Origin of the sequence: Burkholderia sp. ZZQ-2, assembly GCF_050768715.1 — a bacterium.
Taxonomy (GTDB): Bacteria; Pseudomonadota; Gammaproteobacteria; order Burkholderiales; family Burkholderiaceae; genus Burkholderia; species Burkholderia cepacia.
Map to the genome: position 1 here is coordinate 49,719 of NZ_LDVA01000276.1, position 16,330 is coordinate 66,048.

The 16,330-nt window shown below is 67.5% G+C and carries 16 protein-coding genes; 7 read left to right on the forward strand and 9 right to left on the reverse strand.

Annotated elements, in window-relative coordinates; genetic code table 11:
• Window positions 1–20: 20 nt before the first annotated feature.
• The 4 genes from ABY44_RS22620 to ABY44_RS22635 form a co-directional block, all read right to left on the reverse strand.
• Window positions 21–791, reverse strand: a complete 771-nt coding sequence (locus tag ABY44_RS22620) for an ABC transporter permease (protein WP_060173435.1) — start codon at window positions 789–791, stop codon at window positions 21–23.
• Window positions 788–1,522, reverse strand: a complete 735-nt coding sequence (locus ABY44_RS22625; protein ID WP_060173436.1) for an ABC transporter permease — start codon at window positions 1,520–1,522, stop codon at window positions 788–790. The genes ABY44_RS22620 and ABY44_RS22625 overlap by 4 nt, the downstream gene beginning before the upstream one ends.
• Before the next feature lie 4 nt (window positions 1,523–1,526).
• Window positions 1,527–2,330, reverse strand: coding sequence for a transporter substrate-binding domain-containing protein (locus ABY44_RS22630; protein ID WP_060173437.1), 804 nt, complete (start codon window positions 2,328–2,330; stop codon window positions 1,527–1,529).
• A gap of 175 nt (window positions 2,331–2,505) precedes the next feature.
• A complete protein-coding gene (locus ABY44_RS22635; protein ID WP_060173438.1) occupies window positions 2,506–3,813 on the reverse strand; it encodes an NtaA/DmoA family FMN-dependent monooxygenase in 1,308 nt (435 codons plus the stop codon).
• Window positions 3,814–4,146: 333 nt separating this feature from the next.
• Here ABY44_RS22635 and ABY44_RS22640 point away from each other — a divergent pair, with 333 nt between their 5' ends.
• From ABY44_RS22640 to ABY44_RS22665, 6 genes are all read left to right on the forward strand, one after another.
• Entirely contained in the window at window positions 4,147–5,301 is a 1,155-nt protein-coding gene (locus tag ABY44_RS22640) for an MsnO8 family LLM class oxidoreductase (RefSeq protein WP_063809874.1), read from the forward strand.
• Complete coding sequence (locus ABY44_RS22645) at window positions 5,298–5,873, forward strand: GNAT family N-acetyltransferase (protein ID WP_060173439.1); 576 nt, start codon at window positions 5,298–5,300, stop codon at window positions 5,871–5,873. The genes ABY44_RS22640 and ABY44_RS22645 overlap by 4 nt, the downstream gene beginning before the upstream one ends.
• 65 nt (window positions 5,874–5,938) lie before the next feature.
• Window positions 5,939–7,579, forward strand: a complete 1,641-nt coding sequence (locus ABY44_RS22650) for an ABC transporter substrate-binding protein (RefSeq protein WP_060173440.1) — start codon at window positions 5,939–5,941, stop codon at window positions 7,577–7,579.
• 57 nt (window positions 7,580–7,636) lie between these two features.
• Complete coding sequence (locus ABY44_RS22655) at window positions 7,637–8,647, forward strand: ABC transporter permease (RefSeq protein WP_060173441.1); 1,011 nt, start codon at window positions 7,637–7,639, stop codon at window positions 8,645–8,647.
• A 13-nt stretch (window positions 8,648–8,660) separates the two neighbouring features.
• Window positions 8,661–9,530 carry an ABC transporter permease gene (locus tag ABY44_RS22660; RefSeq protein WP_081072584.1) on the forward strand — a complete coding sequence of 290 codons (870 nt, stop codon included), beginning with the start codon at window positions 8,661–8,663 and terminating at the stop codon, window positions 9,528–9,530.
• Window positions 9,527–11,203: a dipeptide ABC transporter ATP-binding protein gene (locus ABY44_RS22665; RefSeq protein WP_060173442.1), complete on the forward strand. Its 1,677-nt coding sequence runs from the start codon at window positions 9,527–9,529 to the stop codon at window positions 11,201–11,203. Before ABY44_RS22660 ends, ABY44_RS22665 begins: the two co-directional genes overlap by 4 nt.
• A 38-nt stretch (window positions 11,204–11,241) precedes the next feature.
• Here the strand turns inward: ABY44_RS22665 and ABY44_RS22670 are convergent, their stop codons facing one another.
• On the reverse strand, window positions 11,242–12,264 hold the full coding sequence (locus ABY44_RS22670) for an AraC family transcriptional regulator (protein ID WP_431642205.1): 1,023 nt from the start codon (window positions 12,262–12,264) through the stop codon (window positions 11,242–11,244).
• 58 nt (window positions 12,265–12,322) lie between these two features.
• Between ABY44_RS22670 and ABY44_RS22675 the strand changes: the two genes are divergently transcribed.
• A complete protein-coding gene (locus ABY44_RS22675; protein ID WP_060173444.1) occupies window positions 12,323–13,378 on the forward strand; it encodes an SDR family oxidoreductase in 1,056 nt (351 codons plus the stop codon).
• Window positions 13,379–13,415: 37 nt separating this feature from the next.
• On the opposite strand, the gene ABY44_RS22680 is transcribed toward ABY44_RS22675, so the two are convergent.
• The 4 genes from ABY44_RS22680 to ABY44_RS22695 form a co-directional block, all read right to left on the reverse strand.
• Window positions 13,416–13,877, reverse strand: a complete 462-nt coding sequence (locus ABY44_RS22680; RefSeq protein ID WP_060085489.1) for a MarR family winged helix-turn-helix transcriptional regulator — start codon at window positions 13,875–13,877, stop codon at window positions 13,416–13,418.
• 160 nt (window positions 13,878–14,037) lie between these two features.
• Entirely contained in the window at window positions 14,038–14,751 is a 714-nt protein-coding gene (locus tag ABY44_RS22685; RefSeq protein ID WP_059697495.1) for an SDR family oxidoreductase, read from the reverse strand.
• Between the two features lie 72 nt (window positions 14,752–14,823).
• Window positions 14,824–15,198 carry a hypothetical protein gene (locus tag ABY44_RS22690; protein WP_027789306.1) on the reverse strand — a complete coding sequence of 125 codons (375 nt, stop codon included), beginning with the start codon at window positions 15,196–15,198 and terminating at the stop codon, window positions 14,824–14,826.
• Between the two features lie 33 nt (window positions 15,199–15,231).
• Window positions 15,232–16,113 carry an NmrA family NAD(P)-binding protein gene (locus ABY44_RS22695; protein ID WP_060173445.1) on the reverse strand — a complete coding sequence of 294 codons (882 nt, stop codon included), beginning with the start codon at window positions 16,111–16,113 and terminating at the stop codon, window positions 15,232–15,234.
• Window positions 16,114–16,330 lie beyond the last annotated feature (217 nt).

A 16,330-nucleotide genomic window follows, 5' to 3' on the forward strand; every position in this document is an offset into this window, starting at 1 on the left:
AATCGGTATCAGGGAAGGAATCAGTTGGGTGCCGCCCACGCGCCCGACGACGCGCGGCGGCGGCGCCGTGCTGGCGTACGCTCGTCTGGCGCGCCCGTAAGGTAGCGATTGACGTGCTGCTCGAAACGGCCGGCAGGAACGATCAGCAGCGCGACCAGTACGACATAGACGATCGCCGCGCCGGCCAGCGGTTCGTACACGCGCAACGTCTCGAAGCGCAGCGTATTTGCCGTTCCCATCACGTCGAACACGGTCACGGTCGACGCGAGGACGGTCGATTTCAGCAGCAGGATCGCCTCGCCGACGAGCGCGGGCAGCGCGAGCCGCCACGCGCGCGGGCCGACGATGCGGCGCAGCACCTGCGCGCGCGTCATGCCGTATGCGTGCCCGGCTTCGATCTCGCCGGCCGGCACGCCGGCGATCGCGCCGCGCAGGATCGTCGCGACATACGCGCTCTCGTTCACGCTCAATGCGACGATCGCGTACCAGAACGCGTCGCGCAGCAGCGGCGATGCCCAGCTGTCGCGCATCCATTCGCGCGGCACGATTTGCCCGAATCCGTAGTACAGCAAATAGAGCTGAACGAGCAGCGGCGTGCCGCGAATCAGCATGATCCAGCCGCGCGCGGACCAGCGCAGCGGCGCATGGCGCGCACCGGCGGCGAGCGCGAGCGGTACGCCCAGCAGCACGCTGGCCACGCCCGAAAAAAGTGTCAGCGCGAGCGTCGTCGGCACTGCGGCGAGCAGCTTCGGCATCACCGTATCGAGCAGGAACGGCAGCGAGAACATCATGCGGTTGCGCGCCTCGTGCCACGGTTCGCGTGCCGCTCGAGCACCGCGAAGATGCCGGTCGACGCGATGCTCAGCAGCAGGAACAGCGCGGCCGTGACGAGATAGAAGAATACGTAGTGACGGGTCGCGCCGGCCGCGAGCTGGCTCGCCTTCAGCAAGTCCGTGAACGAGCCGAGCACGCTGATGAACGACGCGTCCTTGGTCGCGTTCAGCCACACGTTGCCGACACCCGGCAATGCGAGCCGCGCGGCGGCCGGCAGCCGGATGCGCGTGAACGTCCGCCATGGCGTCATCCCGTATGCATGCGCGGCTTCGATCTCCCCGATCGGCACGTTGACGAGCGCCGCGCGGAAGATGTCGGTCAGATACGCGCCCTGGATGAAACCGAGCGACAGCGCAGCAACGAGGAACGGCGGGAACGCGAAGCCGTCGGGCACCAGGCCGCCGCGGCGCAGCGCGACCTCGACGGCAGGCGCGAGCGCATAGAACGCGAGCAGCAGGCACAACAGCTCGGGCAGCGCACGCACCAGCGTCGTGTAGAGCCGCGCGAGCCATGCGAGCGGCGCGTGGCGCGACAGCTTGCCGAGCGCGCCGGCGATGCCGAGCAGCACGCCGGTGCAGAACGACGACGCCGCGACGCCGAACGTCAGCGCGAACGCGCCCGCGAACACACGGCCATATCCACCGTCGTCGAATGCAAGCAGCGCGAGCAGCGAGTCGTCCGCGGCCATCGGGTCAGCGGCCCTTCTCGATCGTGCCCTTCAGGTTCGGATAGCGGGCGGTGATCGCATCCCACGTACCGTCCTGCTGCAGTTGCGCGATCGCGGTCGACAGCTTGCCGCGCAGCGCATCGCCTTGGCGCACGCCCGCGCCGATACCGAGGCCCAGCACCGGGTTGTCCGCGCACGTCGCCTTGACCTCGAAGTCCTTGCCGTCGCGCGACGCGAGGAAGGCCGTGAACAGACCCTTGCCTTCCTGCACGTAGTCGACCCGGCCGGACACCAGATCCGCGAGCGCGTTGTCGAACTTGTCGAACGCCTTGATCTGCGCATCCGGCTTGAAGCGGGAATCGAGGAACGCCGAGAAGTTCGTGCCGGCCTCGACGCCGATCACGCGACCCTTGAAGCTCGCGGGCACCGCGCAGTCGACGCGGCGCCGATCGCTTTTCGCTCCGACGAACACCGTCGGCGATTCGTAATACGCGCGACTGAAATCGATTGCCTTCTGCCGCTCGCCGGTGATCGTCATCGACGACCAGATCACGTCGATCTTGCGGTTCTGCAACGCCGGAATCAGGCCGTCCCAAGCAATGTCGGTGAGTTCGCACCGCACGTTCAGTTTGCCGCACGCGGCATCGAGCACGTCGATTTCCCAGCCCTTCCACTTGCCGGCCGCATCCTTCGAAAAGAACGGCGGATACGATTCGGCGTCGATTCCGACGCGCAACGTCGGCTGGGCCGCATGGGAAGCCGGCACGAGGCCGACCACAAACAACGCGGCCGCGGCACGGCGGACACTGGAACGCATCAAACGATTCATGTGGCGAATTTCTGAAATAACGTCGGAACGACCGGCGTCGCAGCCGGCAGGAGGCGAGACTGTAATGCGCGCCGACGTGTGTACCAAATGGTTATTTTTTCGATGAATATCTGATCGCGCGATATGGCGGAACGGCGCACCGCCGAACGCGCAGCACGGTGCATCGTTCGCCCGCTCACGCCTCCGCTGTTTCGCACTGCAACGCCGGCAACTCCAGATTCGCGCGGAAATCACCGCCCACGTAGTCGGTATCGAGCAGCGCGCGACGACGCAATTCGGGCAGCAAGCCATTGAGCAGCAGGTCCTCCTGGTCCGGCTGACCGAGCCCGTGCAGCGACAGCACGTCGACGAGCCCCGCGCGATAGCGCGCCTCGATCGCATCGGCGAGCTGCTCCGGCGTGCCGGCGACGAACCAGTGGCCGGTCTCCTGCGCGCGGACGATCAGCTCGCGCAGCGTCAGCCGCTGACGCGCATAGCCGACGAAGATCGCAACACGCCCTCGCCGGCGATGCACGCTGTCGATCGCCGGCAGCAGCGACCCCGGCAACGGCTGGTCGAGCGGCAGGTCGCGCAGGTCGACGCCGCCGCCGAGCATGTCGGCGAGCTTCAGCCTGCCTTGTTCGTAATCGATGCGTTCATGCTTGTCGCGCAACCGTCGCGCGACGTCGGCATCGGATTCGCCGATCACCGAATGGAACGAGTTCATCACGAGCGGCAGCCGGTCGCCGCGGCCGAACGCGATGGCCTGCCGATGCAGTTCGGCGACGAATGCGCGCGCGTCTTCGTGCGTCGGCTGAGACGTATACACGACCTCCGCGTACCTCGCGCCGAGCGATACGCCGCTGGCCGACTGACCCGCCTGAAACAGCACCGGCCGGCGCTGCGGCGACGGCGGCACGTTCAGCGGCCCCTGCACCTGGAAGTGCTCGCCGTGATAGTCGATCGCCCCGAGCTTGCGCGGATCGACCGAGATGCCACCTCCCTGCCCGCGCCGCGTCGCGCCCGGATCGTTCGCGTCGAACAGCGCGTTGACGACCTCGACGAATTCGGCCGCACGTGCGTAACGCCGTTCGGGGTCGGGCAGCGCCGCATCGCCGAAATTCTCCTCGCCGACCGACGACGTCACCGCGTTCCACGCAGCACGGCCGCCGCTCACGTGGTCGAGCGTGCCGATCAGCCGCGCGAGGTTGTACGGATGGTGATACGTCGTCGACACCGTCGCGACGAGGCCGATCGTCGACGTCGCCTGGCTCAGCGCCGCCAGCGCGACGATCGGCTCCTGGCTGCCCGTCGTGCCGGCGAGGCCGGCCGAATCGGCCTGCAGCAGGTCGGCGGTAAAGAGGCCGGTGATCTTCTCGGCTTCCGCCTTGCGTGCGAGCGACGCCGCACGTCGCACACCGTGCACGGCATCCGCATCGCCGGGTGCGTACAGCACGCTCGCCGCGCCGACGAGCGTCTTCAACCGTCTACGTGCGCCGCTCATGACACGGCTCCGTTCGTCGCGCGATGGCGCGTAACGAGGGTTAGCGTCTCACGTAGTACGCGTTTGTCATTCATCTGTATTCCTCTTGATTCCGTTCGATCTGACACTTCATGTCGGCATCGTGGCCCCGCATCGCCCGGCAGGCGCCGGCCACACGCCGCGAGACGACGCGCAGTCAACGACCATAATGCAAGCCCCCCGGTCGGCCGGAACGAATATTTTCGGCTTTCGATATTCTTCTTGATTGTTTGACCGTGCGAACGGCGCCGCAAAATAATTCGGCATGCCAAACCCGTTGATCAGGCCGTTTCGACCCGCGCCGATCGCTTCATCATGACGTTCGACGCCATCCGCTCCGACTCCGATTCGTCCGTTTCGACCGCGTTGCCGTTCCGCTTGAGCGTGCTCGACAAGAGCCCGGTCGCGCCGGGAGAAACGGCCGCCGACGCGCTTGCGCGCAGCGTATCGCTCGCGCGCTTCGCCGATGCCGCCGGCTATCACCGCTACTGGCTCGCCGAACATCACAACACCGCCGCGCTCGCGTGCCCGTCTCCGGAGATCCTGATCGCGCACGTGCTCGCGCATACGCGGCGCATTCGCGTCGGCTCGGGCGGCGTGATGCTGCAGCACTACAGTCCATACAAGATCGCGGAAAACTTCAACCTGCTCGCGTCGCTGGCGCCGGGCCGCGTCGATCTCGGTATCGGCAAGGCGCCGGGCGGCCTGCCGCTGTCGACGCGCGCGCTGCAGGCCGGCTACGATCCCGCGCGGCGCGCGTCGTTCGCCGATCTGGCCGACGAACTGAATCGTCATCTTCAGGGCGCAGCCACGGCTGCCGATACGACCGGGCAGGATGACGCCACGCTGCATGCGACGCCGCGCCCGCCCGAGCCCGCACAACCGTTCCTGCTCGGCGCCAGTGCGGAAAGCGCCGCGCTCGCGGCACGGCTCGGCTGGGCGTTCGTCTACGCGTCGCATTTGAACGCCTCACCGACCGATCTGGAACGCGCGTTCGATGCATACCGCAGCGCATCCGGCGGCCGCACGCCGCTGCTCGCGGTCTCCGCGATCGTCGCGGCAACCCGCGACGCGGCCGCGCAGCTGGCGAGCGGACATCAGGGCTTTCGCGTGCAGGTGGGCGACACGCCTGCCGTCAACGTCGGCAGCCTCGATCAGGCGCACGCCTATATCCGGCAGGCAGGCGGCGGCCCGCATCGCATCGATCCGCGCGAAACGCGGATCGTGCACGGCACGCGCGACGACGTGCTGCACGAACTGCACGCATTGCATCGCCGCCACGGGATTGACGAATTCGTCATCGATACGCCGCTCGCCGATGCCGCACCGCGTATTGCGTCGCTGCGGCTGCTGGCAGGCGCGTCGACCGACGAGCACGGTGCGGCGGCGTCGCGGTACCGGCCCGATGCGCGTGAATCGCGCGAGCGCGCCGCGACGCCGCAATCGGACTTCGAGGGCACCGCGCGATGACCGATACGATCCGCATTGCCGGCGCGGACGACGTGCCGGCCCTTTACGCGCTGCTGCAGGATGCGTATGCGCCGCTCGTGCCGCAGGGCGTGCTTTTCACGATCACGCGCTCGCCGATCGAGCGCGTCGCGCAGACCGTCGCGCGCGAAACCACGTTCGTGCTCGAACACACGACACCGGAAGGCCGACTGGCCCTCGCGGCCACGCTGACCGTGCGCTTTCCATGGGTATCCGGCGAACGCCACCGCATGCCGTATCCGTTCCTCCACTGGTTCGCGGTCGCGCCCGCGTTCAAGCGGCAGCGGTTCGGGCACGCACTGATCGGGCACGTCGAATCGCGGTTTCTGGCCGCGCAGGTGAAGGCGCCCGCGACCTATCTCGCGACCGCGACCAACCATCCGTGGCTGCAGCCGTACTACGAACGTAACGGCTACCTGCCGTTCGATCGCTCGACGAATGCGCTCGGCACGCCGCTCGTCTGGCTGCGGAAAATCCTGCTCCCGGAGCTCTATCGCGATCCGGCGACAGACGATGCCACCGCGCACGACGTGCCGCTCCACGCAAACGCGTGACGCCCCCTCCTCCGGGCTTCGCGCACCGCATCCCCTGCTACCCACCTCGTGAAAGGCTGCCACGCATGACATTCGCATTTCCGGATTCCGCTCTCCGCGCTTCGAGCCGTACCGCCTCGGCCGCGCTGCTGGTCGCTCTCGCGTTCCCGTATGCGGCGTTCGCACAGGGCACGCCCGTCTCCGGAGGCGCGCTGACCTGGGGCGTCGAAACGGAGCCGCGCACGCTGAACCCGCAACTGAACGGCCAGGACAAGGTCGAGCTGCTCCTGCGCAACGCATACGAAAGCCTGCTCGCGCAGAAGCCGGACGGCAGCTACGTGCCGTGGCTCGCGACCGGCTACAAGGTCTCCGCCGACGGCAAGACGTATACGTTCACGCTGCGCGACGGCGTGAAGTTCACCGACGGCGCGCCGTTCGACGCGAAGGCCGTGGCCCGCAATTTCCTGAACGCGCGCGAACTGTCGTACTCCGCCGGCAGCCAGCTCGCGCGACTGATCTCGCACGTCGCGGACGTGAAGACACCGGACGAGCACACGGTCGCGATCACGCTCGATGCGCCGTACGCGCCGTTCCTGACATTCGCCGGCCGGCTGCCGCTGCTGTCGCCGAACGCGTTCGACCGACCGAGCCTGAAATCGGGCGGCCCCGACATCGCGGGCACCGGCCCGTTCATCCTGCGCCGCTACGTCAAGGGGCAGGAAATCGAATTCGCGAAGAACCCCGACTATCGCTGGGCGCCGCCGACGGCGGGCCACCAGGGCCCCGCGTACCTGGACCGGATCGTCTACCGGTTCCTGCCCGAATCGTCCGTGCGCACCGGCGCGCTGCTGTCCGGTCAGGTCGACGTGATCGAAGGCGTGTCCGGCAACGACGCCGCGCTGATCCGCAAGAACGCCGATTTCACCTACCGCCGCGCGCTCAACACCGGCACGCCCTACTCGCTGTTCCTGAACGTCGGCTACGGTCCCACGCAGGATGTGAAGGTGCGCCGGGCGCTGCTGGAAGGCCTCGACATAACGGGCATCGTGCAGTCGATCTACCGCGGCGAGCGCACGCGTGCATGGGGCGTCACGTCGCCGATCGATCCGCTCTATGTCGCATCGATCGAAAAGACTTACGGTAACAACCCGAAGCTCGCGAACCAGTTGCTGGACGAAGCCGGCTGGAACGTCCGCGACAGCGGCGGCTACCGCACGAAGAACGGCGAACGGCTGACGATCGCGGTGATCCAGGCGCAGGCAACGGTGCGCGACCAGCGCGACGTGCTGCTGCAGGCACTGCAGGCGCAGGCGCGGCAGCGACTCGGCGTCGACCTGAAGATCCAGTACGTCGACGACGGCACGTACGTCGAAGCGCGCAAGAGCGGCAAGTTCGGCTCGATCGCGAATTCGAACACACCGCCGGACGGCATCGACATCGAAGGCCACTACCTGCCCGTCGATCGCGGCGGCGCGTTGAACTACAGCCGTGCGGCAGCGCCCGAGCTGACGCGCTGGCTGCAGGCGGCCGCACGCACGCAGAACATCGCGGAACGCAAGAAGCTGTACGGCGAGCTGCAGCACTTCGCGATCAACGAGCAGGCGTACGCGGTGCCGCTGTACGAGCCCGAAGACCAGATCGCCGCCGCGAAGGCCGTCCAGGGGCTGCGCTTCCGCTCGTTCGCGCAGATGCCCGAGAACCCGTACGACGTGTGGATCAAGAAGTAGGCGGGCGCGTCGAGCGTTGCCCCGCACGCCGCGCCAAACCGACAGGAGATATCGCACATGAACCCTTCGCCTTCCGCTCCCGTCCCCGTCCCGGACGCGCTGCCGGCCGCACGCTCGCCGGCCCCCTGGCGCCGCTGGCTGCATTCGCCGGTCACGACGCGGCTCGCGACCGGCGCGCTCGTACTGTGGGCCGCGGTCACGCTGTCGTTCGCGGCCGTGCATCTCGCACCGGGCGACATCGTCGGCATCCTGATCGGCGAGCAGCTGAGCACGCCGGAGATCGAAGCGGCGATCCGCCGGGAATGGGGACTCGACGAGCCGCTGCCGCTGCAATACGTGCACTACCTGTGGCGCGTGCTGCACGGCGAGTTCGGCCGCTCGTACATCCTGAACACCGACGTCGCACCGCTCGTGCTCGGCCAGCTGTGGCCGACGCTGAAGCTCACGGGCGCGGCGTTCGTCGTGACGATCGCGTTCGCGGTCGGCCTCGCCGTGCTGACGGCCGGTCGCCGCTGGGCGGGGCGCGCGGCATCCGGCGTCGAGCTGCTGCTCGCGTCGACGCCGTCGTTCTGGCTCGGCATCATGCTGCTGTTCGTGTTCAGCTTCACGCTGAAGCTGTTCCCGGTGGCCGGCGATCGCGGCTTCGCGTCGCTCGTCCTGCCCGCGCTGTCGCTCGGGCTCGCACAGGGCGCCGTGATCGGCCGCGTGCTGCGGCAAGGCATCGAGCGCGCGCTCGACGAGCCGTATGCGCTCACGGTGCGTTCGTGGGGCATCGGCGGCCTCGCCCTGCGCGTGCGCCATGCGCTGCGCCATGCGGCGCTGCCGGCCGTCACGCTCGCCGGCTGGCTCGTGGGCGGGCTGCTCAGCGGCGCCGTCATCACCGAGCAGGTGTTCGGCCGGCCGGGCCTCGGCAAGATAACCGTCGACGCGGTGCTGTCGAAGGACATGCCGGTGATCCTGGCGATCGCGATCCTGTCCGCGGCGATCTACGTCGCGCTCAGCACCGCCGTCGACCTGCTGTACCTGCTGATCGATCCGCGCCTGCGCGATCGCCGCGCACCGCGTTGAACCGGAGGCTTCGATGTCCACTCCCGTCGATCTCACATTGCGCGCCCCGGCGACATCCGCCGCAGCCGGCTGGCTGCGCCGCCATCCGGGCCTCGCGCTGGCTGCCGTCTATCTGTTGTTGAACGCGATTGCGGTCATCGCACCGGGCTGGCTCGCGCACTACGATCCGCTGGCCGCCGATCCGCTGTCCGCGCAGCTCGGCAGCAGTGCCGAGCACTGGCTCGGCACCGACCAGCTGGGCCGCGACATCTTCTCGCGCGTCGTGTACGGCGCACGCTACTCGCTGTCGATCAGCGCGGCCGCGATCGGCGTCGCGACGCTGTTCGGCACCGCGCTCGGGCTGTTTGCCGGCCTTGCGCGCGGCTGGCTCGACGAGCTGATCACGCGCGTGCTCGACGTCGTGTCCGCATTCCCGGACCTGCTGCTCGCGCTGATGCTGATCTCGTTCACCGGCCCCGGCGCGGTGAACCTCGTGTTCGCGCTCGGCGTCGCGTCGGTGCCGCGCTTCGCGCGCGTGGTGCGGGCGCAAACCTTCGTCGTCGCTGCTTCCGGCTACGTCGAGCACGCGCGCACGCTCGGCCTCGCGCCGGCGGTGCTGGTCTGGCGGCACGTGCTGCCGCATGCGATCGCGCAGGTGCCGGTGCTCGCGACGATCGGGCTCGGCACCGCGATCATCGGCACGTCGGGACTGAGCTTCCTGGGCATGGGGCCGCAGCCGCCCGCCGCCGAATGGGGGCTGATGCTCGCCGAGGGCCGCAACTATCTGTACAACGCGTGGTGGATTGCGGTGTGGCCCGGCGTCGCGATCACCGCGGCCGTGATCGCCGTGAATGCGCTCGGCGGCTACTGGCAGGCGCGCTTCGAACGCAGGGAGGCGGCATGAGCACGATCGCATCCGCTGCACCGGCAACGCCGGCCCGCGCCGCACCGCTGGTTCGCATCGAGCGCCTGACGATCGGCTTTCGCGGCGCGCACGGCACGCAGCCCGTCGTCGGACCGCTCGACCTCGCCGTGCATGCCGGCGAATGCGTCGCGCTCGTCGGCGAATCGGGTTCCGGCAAGTCGGTCACCGCACGCAGCCTCGTCGGGCTGAACGGACCCAACGCGGTGATCGACGCCGAACGCTTCGAGATCGCCGGCGCCGACGCGCGCCGCCATCGCGAACGCGACTGGCGCTCGATACGCGGGCGCCGGATCGGCTACGTGCTGCAGGACGCGCTGGTGTCGCTCGATCCGCTGTGGCGCGTGCGCGACCTCGTCGCGGAGGCGCTGCGCAACACGCGCGGGCGCGATGTCGCGGCGCGCAGCGCCGAGCTGCTGCGTGCGGTCGGCATCGACGATCCCGAGCGGCGGCTGCCGCAGTATCCGCACCAGTTGTCCGGCGGCTTGCGGCAGCGCGTGCTGATCGGCACCGCGATCGCGGGCGGCGCATCGCTGCTGATCGCCGACGAGCCGACCACCGCGCTCGACATGACCGTGCAGCGCCAGATCCTGTCGCTGCTGCGCGCGCGCCGCGATGCCGGCGACGCGGTGCTGCTGATCAGCCACGATCTCGCGGTCGTCGCCGAGCTCGCCGATCGCGTGCTCGTGATGCGCGCCGGCCAGGTCGTCGAACAGGGCCCGGCGCGCGACGTGCTGACCGCGCCGGCGCACCCGTACACGCGCGAATTGCTCGCGGCGATTCCCACCGCCGCATCGCGCGGGTTCCGGCTCGCGACCGCCGCGCGCGTGCCGCTGCCGCCGAAGCGCATCGATGCGCAGGCACCGGTACTGGCCGTCGACGCGCTGACGAAACGCTACGGCGATCGCGCCGCGCCGGCCGCGGTCGACGGCGTGTCGTTCACGCTCGCACGGGGCGAGACGCTCGGCATCGTCGGCGAATCCGGCTCCGGCAAGTCCACGGTCGCACGGATCGTGCTCGGGCTCGTCGAGCCGGACAGCGGCACCGTCGCGCTCGACGGCCAGCCGTGGAGCGGTGTGCCGGAAGCCGCACGCCGCGCGCGTCGCGCCCGGCTGCAACTGATCGCGCAAGACCCGTACAGCTCGTTCGACCCGCGCTACTCGGTCGGACAGATCGTCGGCGAAAGCCTCGACGCGGCCGGTATCCGCGGCGATGCGCGTCGTCGCCGCGTGCTGCAGCTGCTCGACGAGGTGCAGCTCGGCGCCGGTTGCATCGACCGCTACCCGCGTGAATTATCCGGCGGGCAGCGGCAGCGTGTCGCGATTGCGCGCGCGTTCGCGTCGAACCCGGCGCTGCTCGTCGCGGACGAACCCGTCAGCGCGCTCGACGTGTCGATCCAGGCGCAGGTGCTGGATCTGCTTGCCGATCTGCAGGCCGAGCACGGCACCGCGATGCTGTTCATCTCGCACGATCTCGGCGTCGTGCATCACGTCGCCGACAGGATCCTCGTGATGCGCGGCGGCCGGGTGGTCGAAAGCGGCCCGGTCGAGCGCGTGTTCGGCGCGCCGTCGCACCCGTACACCGCGTCGCTGCTCGATGCGCTGCCGACGCTGGCCGGCGCGCGTGCCGCGCCGCCGCTCGTCGCGCTCGCATGATCTTTGCCCATTCCCGCTGACCCTCCGCCATCAGACGGCTACGGCGTCGAACCGGTAGCCCCGGCTTCCACGCGATCGCCGTCACGTTCACTTCCGACGTTTTCGGCAGCCGTTCGCGCGATATGACGATAGGCCGTCGGCGCATGTCCGGACATGCGCTTGAACGCGTTACTGAATGCGCTTTCGGACGAATAACCGAGCGATTGTGCAAGCAGGGCGACCGGAATGCGCTCGTCGCGCAAACGGCGCTCCGCAACCCGCATGCGCCACTGGCCGAGATAGGTCAGCGGCGCGACGCCGGCGCTCGCCCTGAAGTGCGCAGCGAACGTGGTTCGTGACATCGCGCACGCGGCGGCAAGCTCGTCCAGATGCCATGCGCGTGCGGGATCGCCGTGCATCAGTCGCAGTGCGGGTGCGATGCGTGGGTTGCTCAACGCGCGCAACCATCCCGCCAGTGGCGCGGACGTGTTCAGATGGGCGCGCAGTATCTGAATGAAAAGCAGTTGCGAAAGCTGGGCCGAGACGAGCTGCGCGCCGGGCAGATCGGCCGCTCGCTCTTCCACGAGTTGCTCGAGAAGCCAGCGCACCTTCACGGCCTGCGGCGATGCGGCCGGTACGTGAATCCAGGGCGGCAGTACGTCCGACAGCAAGTTGCCGGTTACCGGATCGAGCAGGACGTGTCCACCGATGTGGGCGAAGTCATCGCCGTCACCCAGTTTCACCGCCGACTTGCCCGCGCCCGAGAACAACGTCATCGCATCGACAGGTGGAACGCCAGGGTCGCTCGCGAGAACGAAGGACCGTTTTGCCGTCAGCAGACCGACATCCCCGCCTGCGAAGCGGATTGGCGTTTCCTCTCCGTCGATGGAGACCCAGCACGTGCCCTTCACCACCGCGAAGAATTTGATCTTGTCGGGTGCCGGAAAGCGAATGGCCCAAGCGCCGCCGGCCGAGAAGCCTCCCGTTGCCAGCGATTCGGCGTTCGCGAGTCTCAGGATGTCGGAGAAGGCGTCGTCACTCATCATCGTACTGTCGCGCAAGTAAATCGCACTATAAAGCATTAACACGCGGCAGACCGGCCCTTAACCTTCCGGTTCTTCGTCCCTGACATTCAACGACATGAACAGCACATCCAGCCTCGAATCGGTTCTCGTAACGGGCGGCACCGGCTTCATTGCACAACACTGCATCCTGGCGCTGCTGCATCGCGGCTATCAGGTACGAACCACCGTCCGCTCGCTCGCACGCGAGACGCAGGTGCGCGCCCAGCTCGAAAGAGGCGGCGCAGAACCCGGAGATCGCCTGTCATTCGTCGAGGCGGATCTCCTCGCCGACGACAGCTGGCAACAGGCAACCGCCGGCTGCGCCTACGTCGTGCATGGCGCGTCGCCCACGCCCACCGGCACGCAGACGAGTGAAGACGATTGGGTCAAGCCCGCCGTGGCAGGCACGCTGCGCGTGCTGCGTGCGGCGCGGGACGCGGGTGTCCAGCGCGTCGTGCTGACCTCCGCTTTCGGTGCGATCTGCGCCGGACACGGGCCAATGAGCCGCCCCTTCGACGAAACCGACTGGAGCAACCTGACGGCCGCCGATGTCTGGCCTTATCAGAAGTCGAAGACGTTGTCGGAACGCGCGGCGTGGGACTTCATCGCGCGAGAAGGACGCGGCATGCAACTGTCCGCGATCAACCCGGTGACGGTTGTCGGGCCCGTGCTCGGCGACGACTATTCGCACTCCATCCGCCTGATCAGGGGCATGCTGAACGGCCAGCCCGGCAATCCGCGCATCAATTCCGGCTTCGTCGACGTGCGCGACGTTGCCGACCTGCATGTGCGGGCGATGACCCACGACGCCGCGAACGGAGAGCGCTTCATTGCCATTGCCGGCGAAAGCATGTGGCTCGCCGAAGTCGCGCAGGTGCTCAAGGCGCGCATGGGGGATGCCGCGCGCCATGTGTCCACCCGGGTGCTGCCCGACTGGCTGGTGCGCATCGGCGCACTCAGGGATCCTGCGCTGCGAGGATCGCTGCCGTTGCTCGGCCGCAACCTGAACGCCACCAGCCAGAAGGCCATCAGCTTGCTCGGCTGGTCGCCCCGCCCGCGCGAGGACGCCATTGTCGCCACGGCCGAAAGCCTCGTGCGCCTCGGGCTGCTGCGCGATGCCGGCCAGCGATAACGACAGCGGATTTCATCGCCCGTCGTCGAATGACTACTCAGTCTTGCGACGAGCGCATCGACACGTCGCCGATCTGCACTCCTCTCAACCCTTCTCGCAAGGCCGTCACATTGGCCACACCGTTCAGTTGCTCGAACTCCCGTTGCGCTTCCTGCCAGAGCGGGGAGGCTCTTTCGTGCAGGCGCCGTCCCTCCTCGGTGAGTTCGACGAGGCGGCTGCGGCCGTCGGTGGGCGACGGCTTGATCGTGACGAAGCCGTCGCGCTCCAGGAAGCCAACCATCTTCCCCATCGCCGTTCGTTCGATATCGAGCCGTTCGGCAAGGGCGTTGACCGGCGTACTTCCCACTTCGCGCAGGGCGGCCAGCGTGAGGAATTGCGTGATGCGCAAGCCCGAGGGCTCGAGATGACTATCGTAGAGTCGGGTGATCTGCCTGCTCGCCTTCCTTACGGTGAAGCAGTTGCATTGATCGATGCCAAGCGGCTGGTTGACGGGCAACATCGGGTGCACTCCTGATTTCGGTTCCTTGCGCGAACGCTACGCACGCGTCGCGCAAAGGTATGGTCGTATCCATCGATGATAGCCGGGAGCGACAACGCTGGCACACGATCCGCGCACCTCGTGTCTCGCCGCCGAATCCGGCTCGTGTCGACCGCGGTGTTCAAAGCCCGGCCGGCGGCGTGATGTAGCCGGGTATCTCGGCCGCAAGCGTGCTCTTCAGCACCGCGGTCCCCTCGTCGGCCATGACCTCGCTCTTGCCGGCGGCGAGCGCGTCGTAGGTCCGTCGTACGACGTCACCGGGACTGGCCTTGGGCACGTCGATGCCGTTGGTCAGATCGGTATCCACGAACCCGACGTGCAAGCCGAGAACCTGGATGCCGCGCTCGCGCAGGTGAAAGCGAAGCTGGTTCGTGTAGCTCCAGGCGGCGGCTTTCGACGCGGCATACGGCGTCAGATTCGGCCGCGGGAGCCACACGATGTCGGAAAGCACGTTGATGATCGCGGCATGCGGCTGGGCCGCGAGGATCTGTTCGAAGGCCTGCGTGACGCGCACCACGCCGTAGTAGTTGGTATCGAACAAGCGGGCGGACTGCGCTTGCACGTCGGCCGCCAAAGGCCCGTCGATCAGCGCGGCAATGCCCGCGTTGTTGATCAGCAGGGTCGTGTCGGCCGCCCGTTTCGCGGCCTCGGCGATCGACGCCGGATCCGTGACATCGATCCTGACCGGCACGATGCCCGGCTCGTCGAAACCGCTCGTGTTGCGCATACCGGCGTACACTTTCGCCGCCCCGCGCCGCAGCGCCTCGCGTGCAAAAGCGAGGCCCAGGCCGCGATTGGCACCGGTGATGAAGACGGTGGCGTTCTTGATATCCATGACAAGCTCCTGTTTCAAAAGCCGCGTGCCGGGGGCGTGTCGACGCCCGCCACGAGCACGCGGGTGCCTGGCTCAAAGAAAGACGTGCTCCGGCAACTGCTTCGAAAGCGACTCACGCAGATGGGTCGCGAGCGTCAGTACGGCGCCAAGCGGGCTCATTCGCACGCTGACTCGCGGCACCGAGCCGTCGGCATTGCGATCGACGACCACGACCGCGCTCAGCGTCTCGCCGCTCGTCAGTACGGCCTCGTATTCGAGAAAGAGCCGTGAGCCGACGGCCTGAACAAACGTGGGCGTCTGCGAGACGTAAAAAGTCCCGACGGCGTCGACGGCGAGCCGGATTTCGTCGCGCCCGGTCACGGGCGTGCGCAACACCGAGCTGACCAGTTCGGCATCGGCCGTCAGATCATCGAGAAACGGGTGACGATCAGGCTGGATGGGTGACATGTTCAAACCCCTCGATTCGTTTCAGGGACGTGTTCACACGAATGCGGCCCGATATTTCTCGACGAACTGCTGGACCGACAGCGGCGGCGTTCCGGTGATCTTCTCGACGGCGTCGTTGGTGCCCGAGAAGATGCCGTCTCGGTAGTTCTGCGCGACTTCGACCAGATGCTGCGTGAGGAACGGCGGAAACTTGTAAAGGGTCTCCATCTTGATCCGGAATTCCTCGATGGAAGTCGGCGCGTATTCGATCCGGGCGCCGAGAACCTCGCTCATCGCCTCTGCGATCTCGACGTGGTTCATCTCGACGGGGCCGTGCAACGTGTAGGTCTTGCCCTCGTGGCCTTCGGGTTTGGCGAGGAGGTGGGCGATCACGCGTCCCTGGTCGTCGCTGGCGATGGGCGCGTGACGGCCGTTGCCAAACGGAAATTCGATCTTCTTCGTGGCCCATATCTCCCGCGCAAAATGCGGATAGACGAGCCAGTCGGCAAAGAAGGTCGGGCGCAAATGCGTCGTCGCGACGCCCGACCAATCGAAGACCTGCTCGGAGACCCAGTGATCCTGTGCCGCGTGGCTCAGCGACGCCCGACGCGCGGAAATCTGCGACATGTTGACGATTGCCGTGACCCCCGCTTCCTTTGCCGCCTGTGCGAAATAGGCTGCGGCCCCGATGATCCCCGGCGCGATCGGATGAAGGAAATACGCCGATCGGATGCCTTCCATCGCTGCCCGAATGTCGTCGATGCCGGTGAAGTCGCCGATCGCGACATCGACGCCGCGCTGCCTCAGGGCGGCCGCCCGATCGTCATCGGTGCGCACGTAGGCACGTACGCGTTTGTTCATCTTGAGCAGTTCGTCGATCGCCATACCGCCGGTGCGTCCGGTTGCACCGCTCACAAGAATCTCAGGCTCGTTCATCGTTTCGCTCCGTTCGAAAGTGAGAGCATATGCTCCCTTGAGACGAAGAATAGGAGCATGTGCTCTCAACGTCAAGTTTTTTTGGTTGGCGCCCCGGATAACATCACGCCGGGTTCGGCAGGCGGCATTGTTGGCGAGCATCGAGGCGGAGAGCGTTTCGTCTGAACTCAGCGCTTCGACCGGCCATGCGTTGTACTCCCGCGAAATAGTCGCGATA

Coding starts and splice junctions, on each gene's coding strand:
- ABY44_RS22620 (WP_060173435.1), bottom strand. CDS start 791: ATGATGTTCTCGCTGCCGTTCCTGCTCGATACGGTGATGCCGAAGCTG.
- ABY44_RS22625 (WP_060173436.1), bottom strand. CDS start 1,522: ATGGCCGCGGACGACTCGCTGCTCGCGCTGCTTGCATTCGACGACGGT.
- ABY44_RS22630 (WP_060173437.1), bottom strand. CDS start 2,330: ATGAATCGTTTGATGCGTTCCAGTGTCCGCCGTGCCGCGGCCGCGTTG.
- ABY44_RS22635 (WP_060173438.1), bottom strand. CDS start 3,813: ATGAGCGGCGCACGTAGACGGTTGAAGACGCTCGTCGGCGCGGCGAGC.
- ABY44_RS22640 (WP_063809874.1), top strand. CDS start 4,147: ATGACGTTCGACGCCATCCGCTCCGACTCCGATTCGTCCGTTTCGACC.
- ABY44_RS22645 (WP_060173439.1), top strand. CDS start 5,298: ATGACCGATACGATCCGCATTGCCGGCGCGGACGACGTGCCGGCCCTT.
- ABY44_RS22650 (WP_060173440.1), top strand. CDS start 5,939: ATGACATTCGCATTTCCGGATTCCGCTCTCCGCGCTTCGAGCCGTACC.
- ABY44_RS22655 (WP_060173441.1), top strand. CDS start 7,637: ATGAACCCTTCGCCTTCCGCTCCCGTCCCCGTCCCGGACGCGCTGCCG.
- ABY44_RS22660 (WP_081072584.1), top strand. CDS start 8,661: ATGTCCACTCCCGTCGATCTCACATTGCGCGCCCCGGCGACATCCGCC.
- ABY44_RS22665 (WP_060173442.1), top strand. CDS start 9,527: ATGAGCACGATCGCATCCGCTGCACCGGCAACGCCGGCCCGCGCCGCA.
- ABY44_RS22670 (WP_431642205.1), bottom strand. CDS start 12,264: ATGCTTTATAGTGCGATTTACTTGCGCGACAGTACGATGATGAGTGAC.
- ABY44_RS22675 (WP_060173444.1), top strand. CDS start 12,323: ATGAACAGCACATCCAGCCTCGAATCGGTTCTCGTAACGGGCGGCACC.
- ABY44_RS22680 (WP_060085489.1), bottom strand. CDS start 13,877: ATGTTGCCCGTCAACCAGCCGCTTGGCATCGATCAATGCAACTGCTTC.
- ABY44_RS22685 (WP_059697495.1), bottom strand. CDS start 14,751: ATGGATATCAAGAACGCCACCGTCTTCATCACCGGTGCCAATCGCGGC.
- ABY44_RS22690 (WP_027789306.1), bottom strand. CDS start 15,198: ATGTCACCCATCCAGCCTGATCGTCACCCGTTTCTCGATGATCTGACG.
- ABY44_RS22695 (WP_060173445.1), bottom strand. CDS start 16,113: ATGAACGAGCCTGAGATTCTTGTGAGCGGTGCAACCGGACGCACCGGC.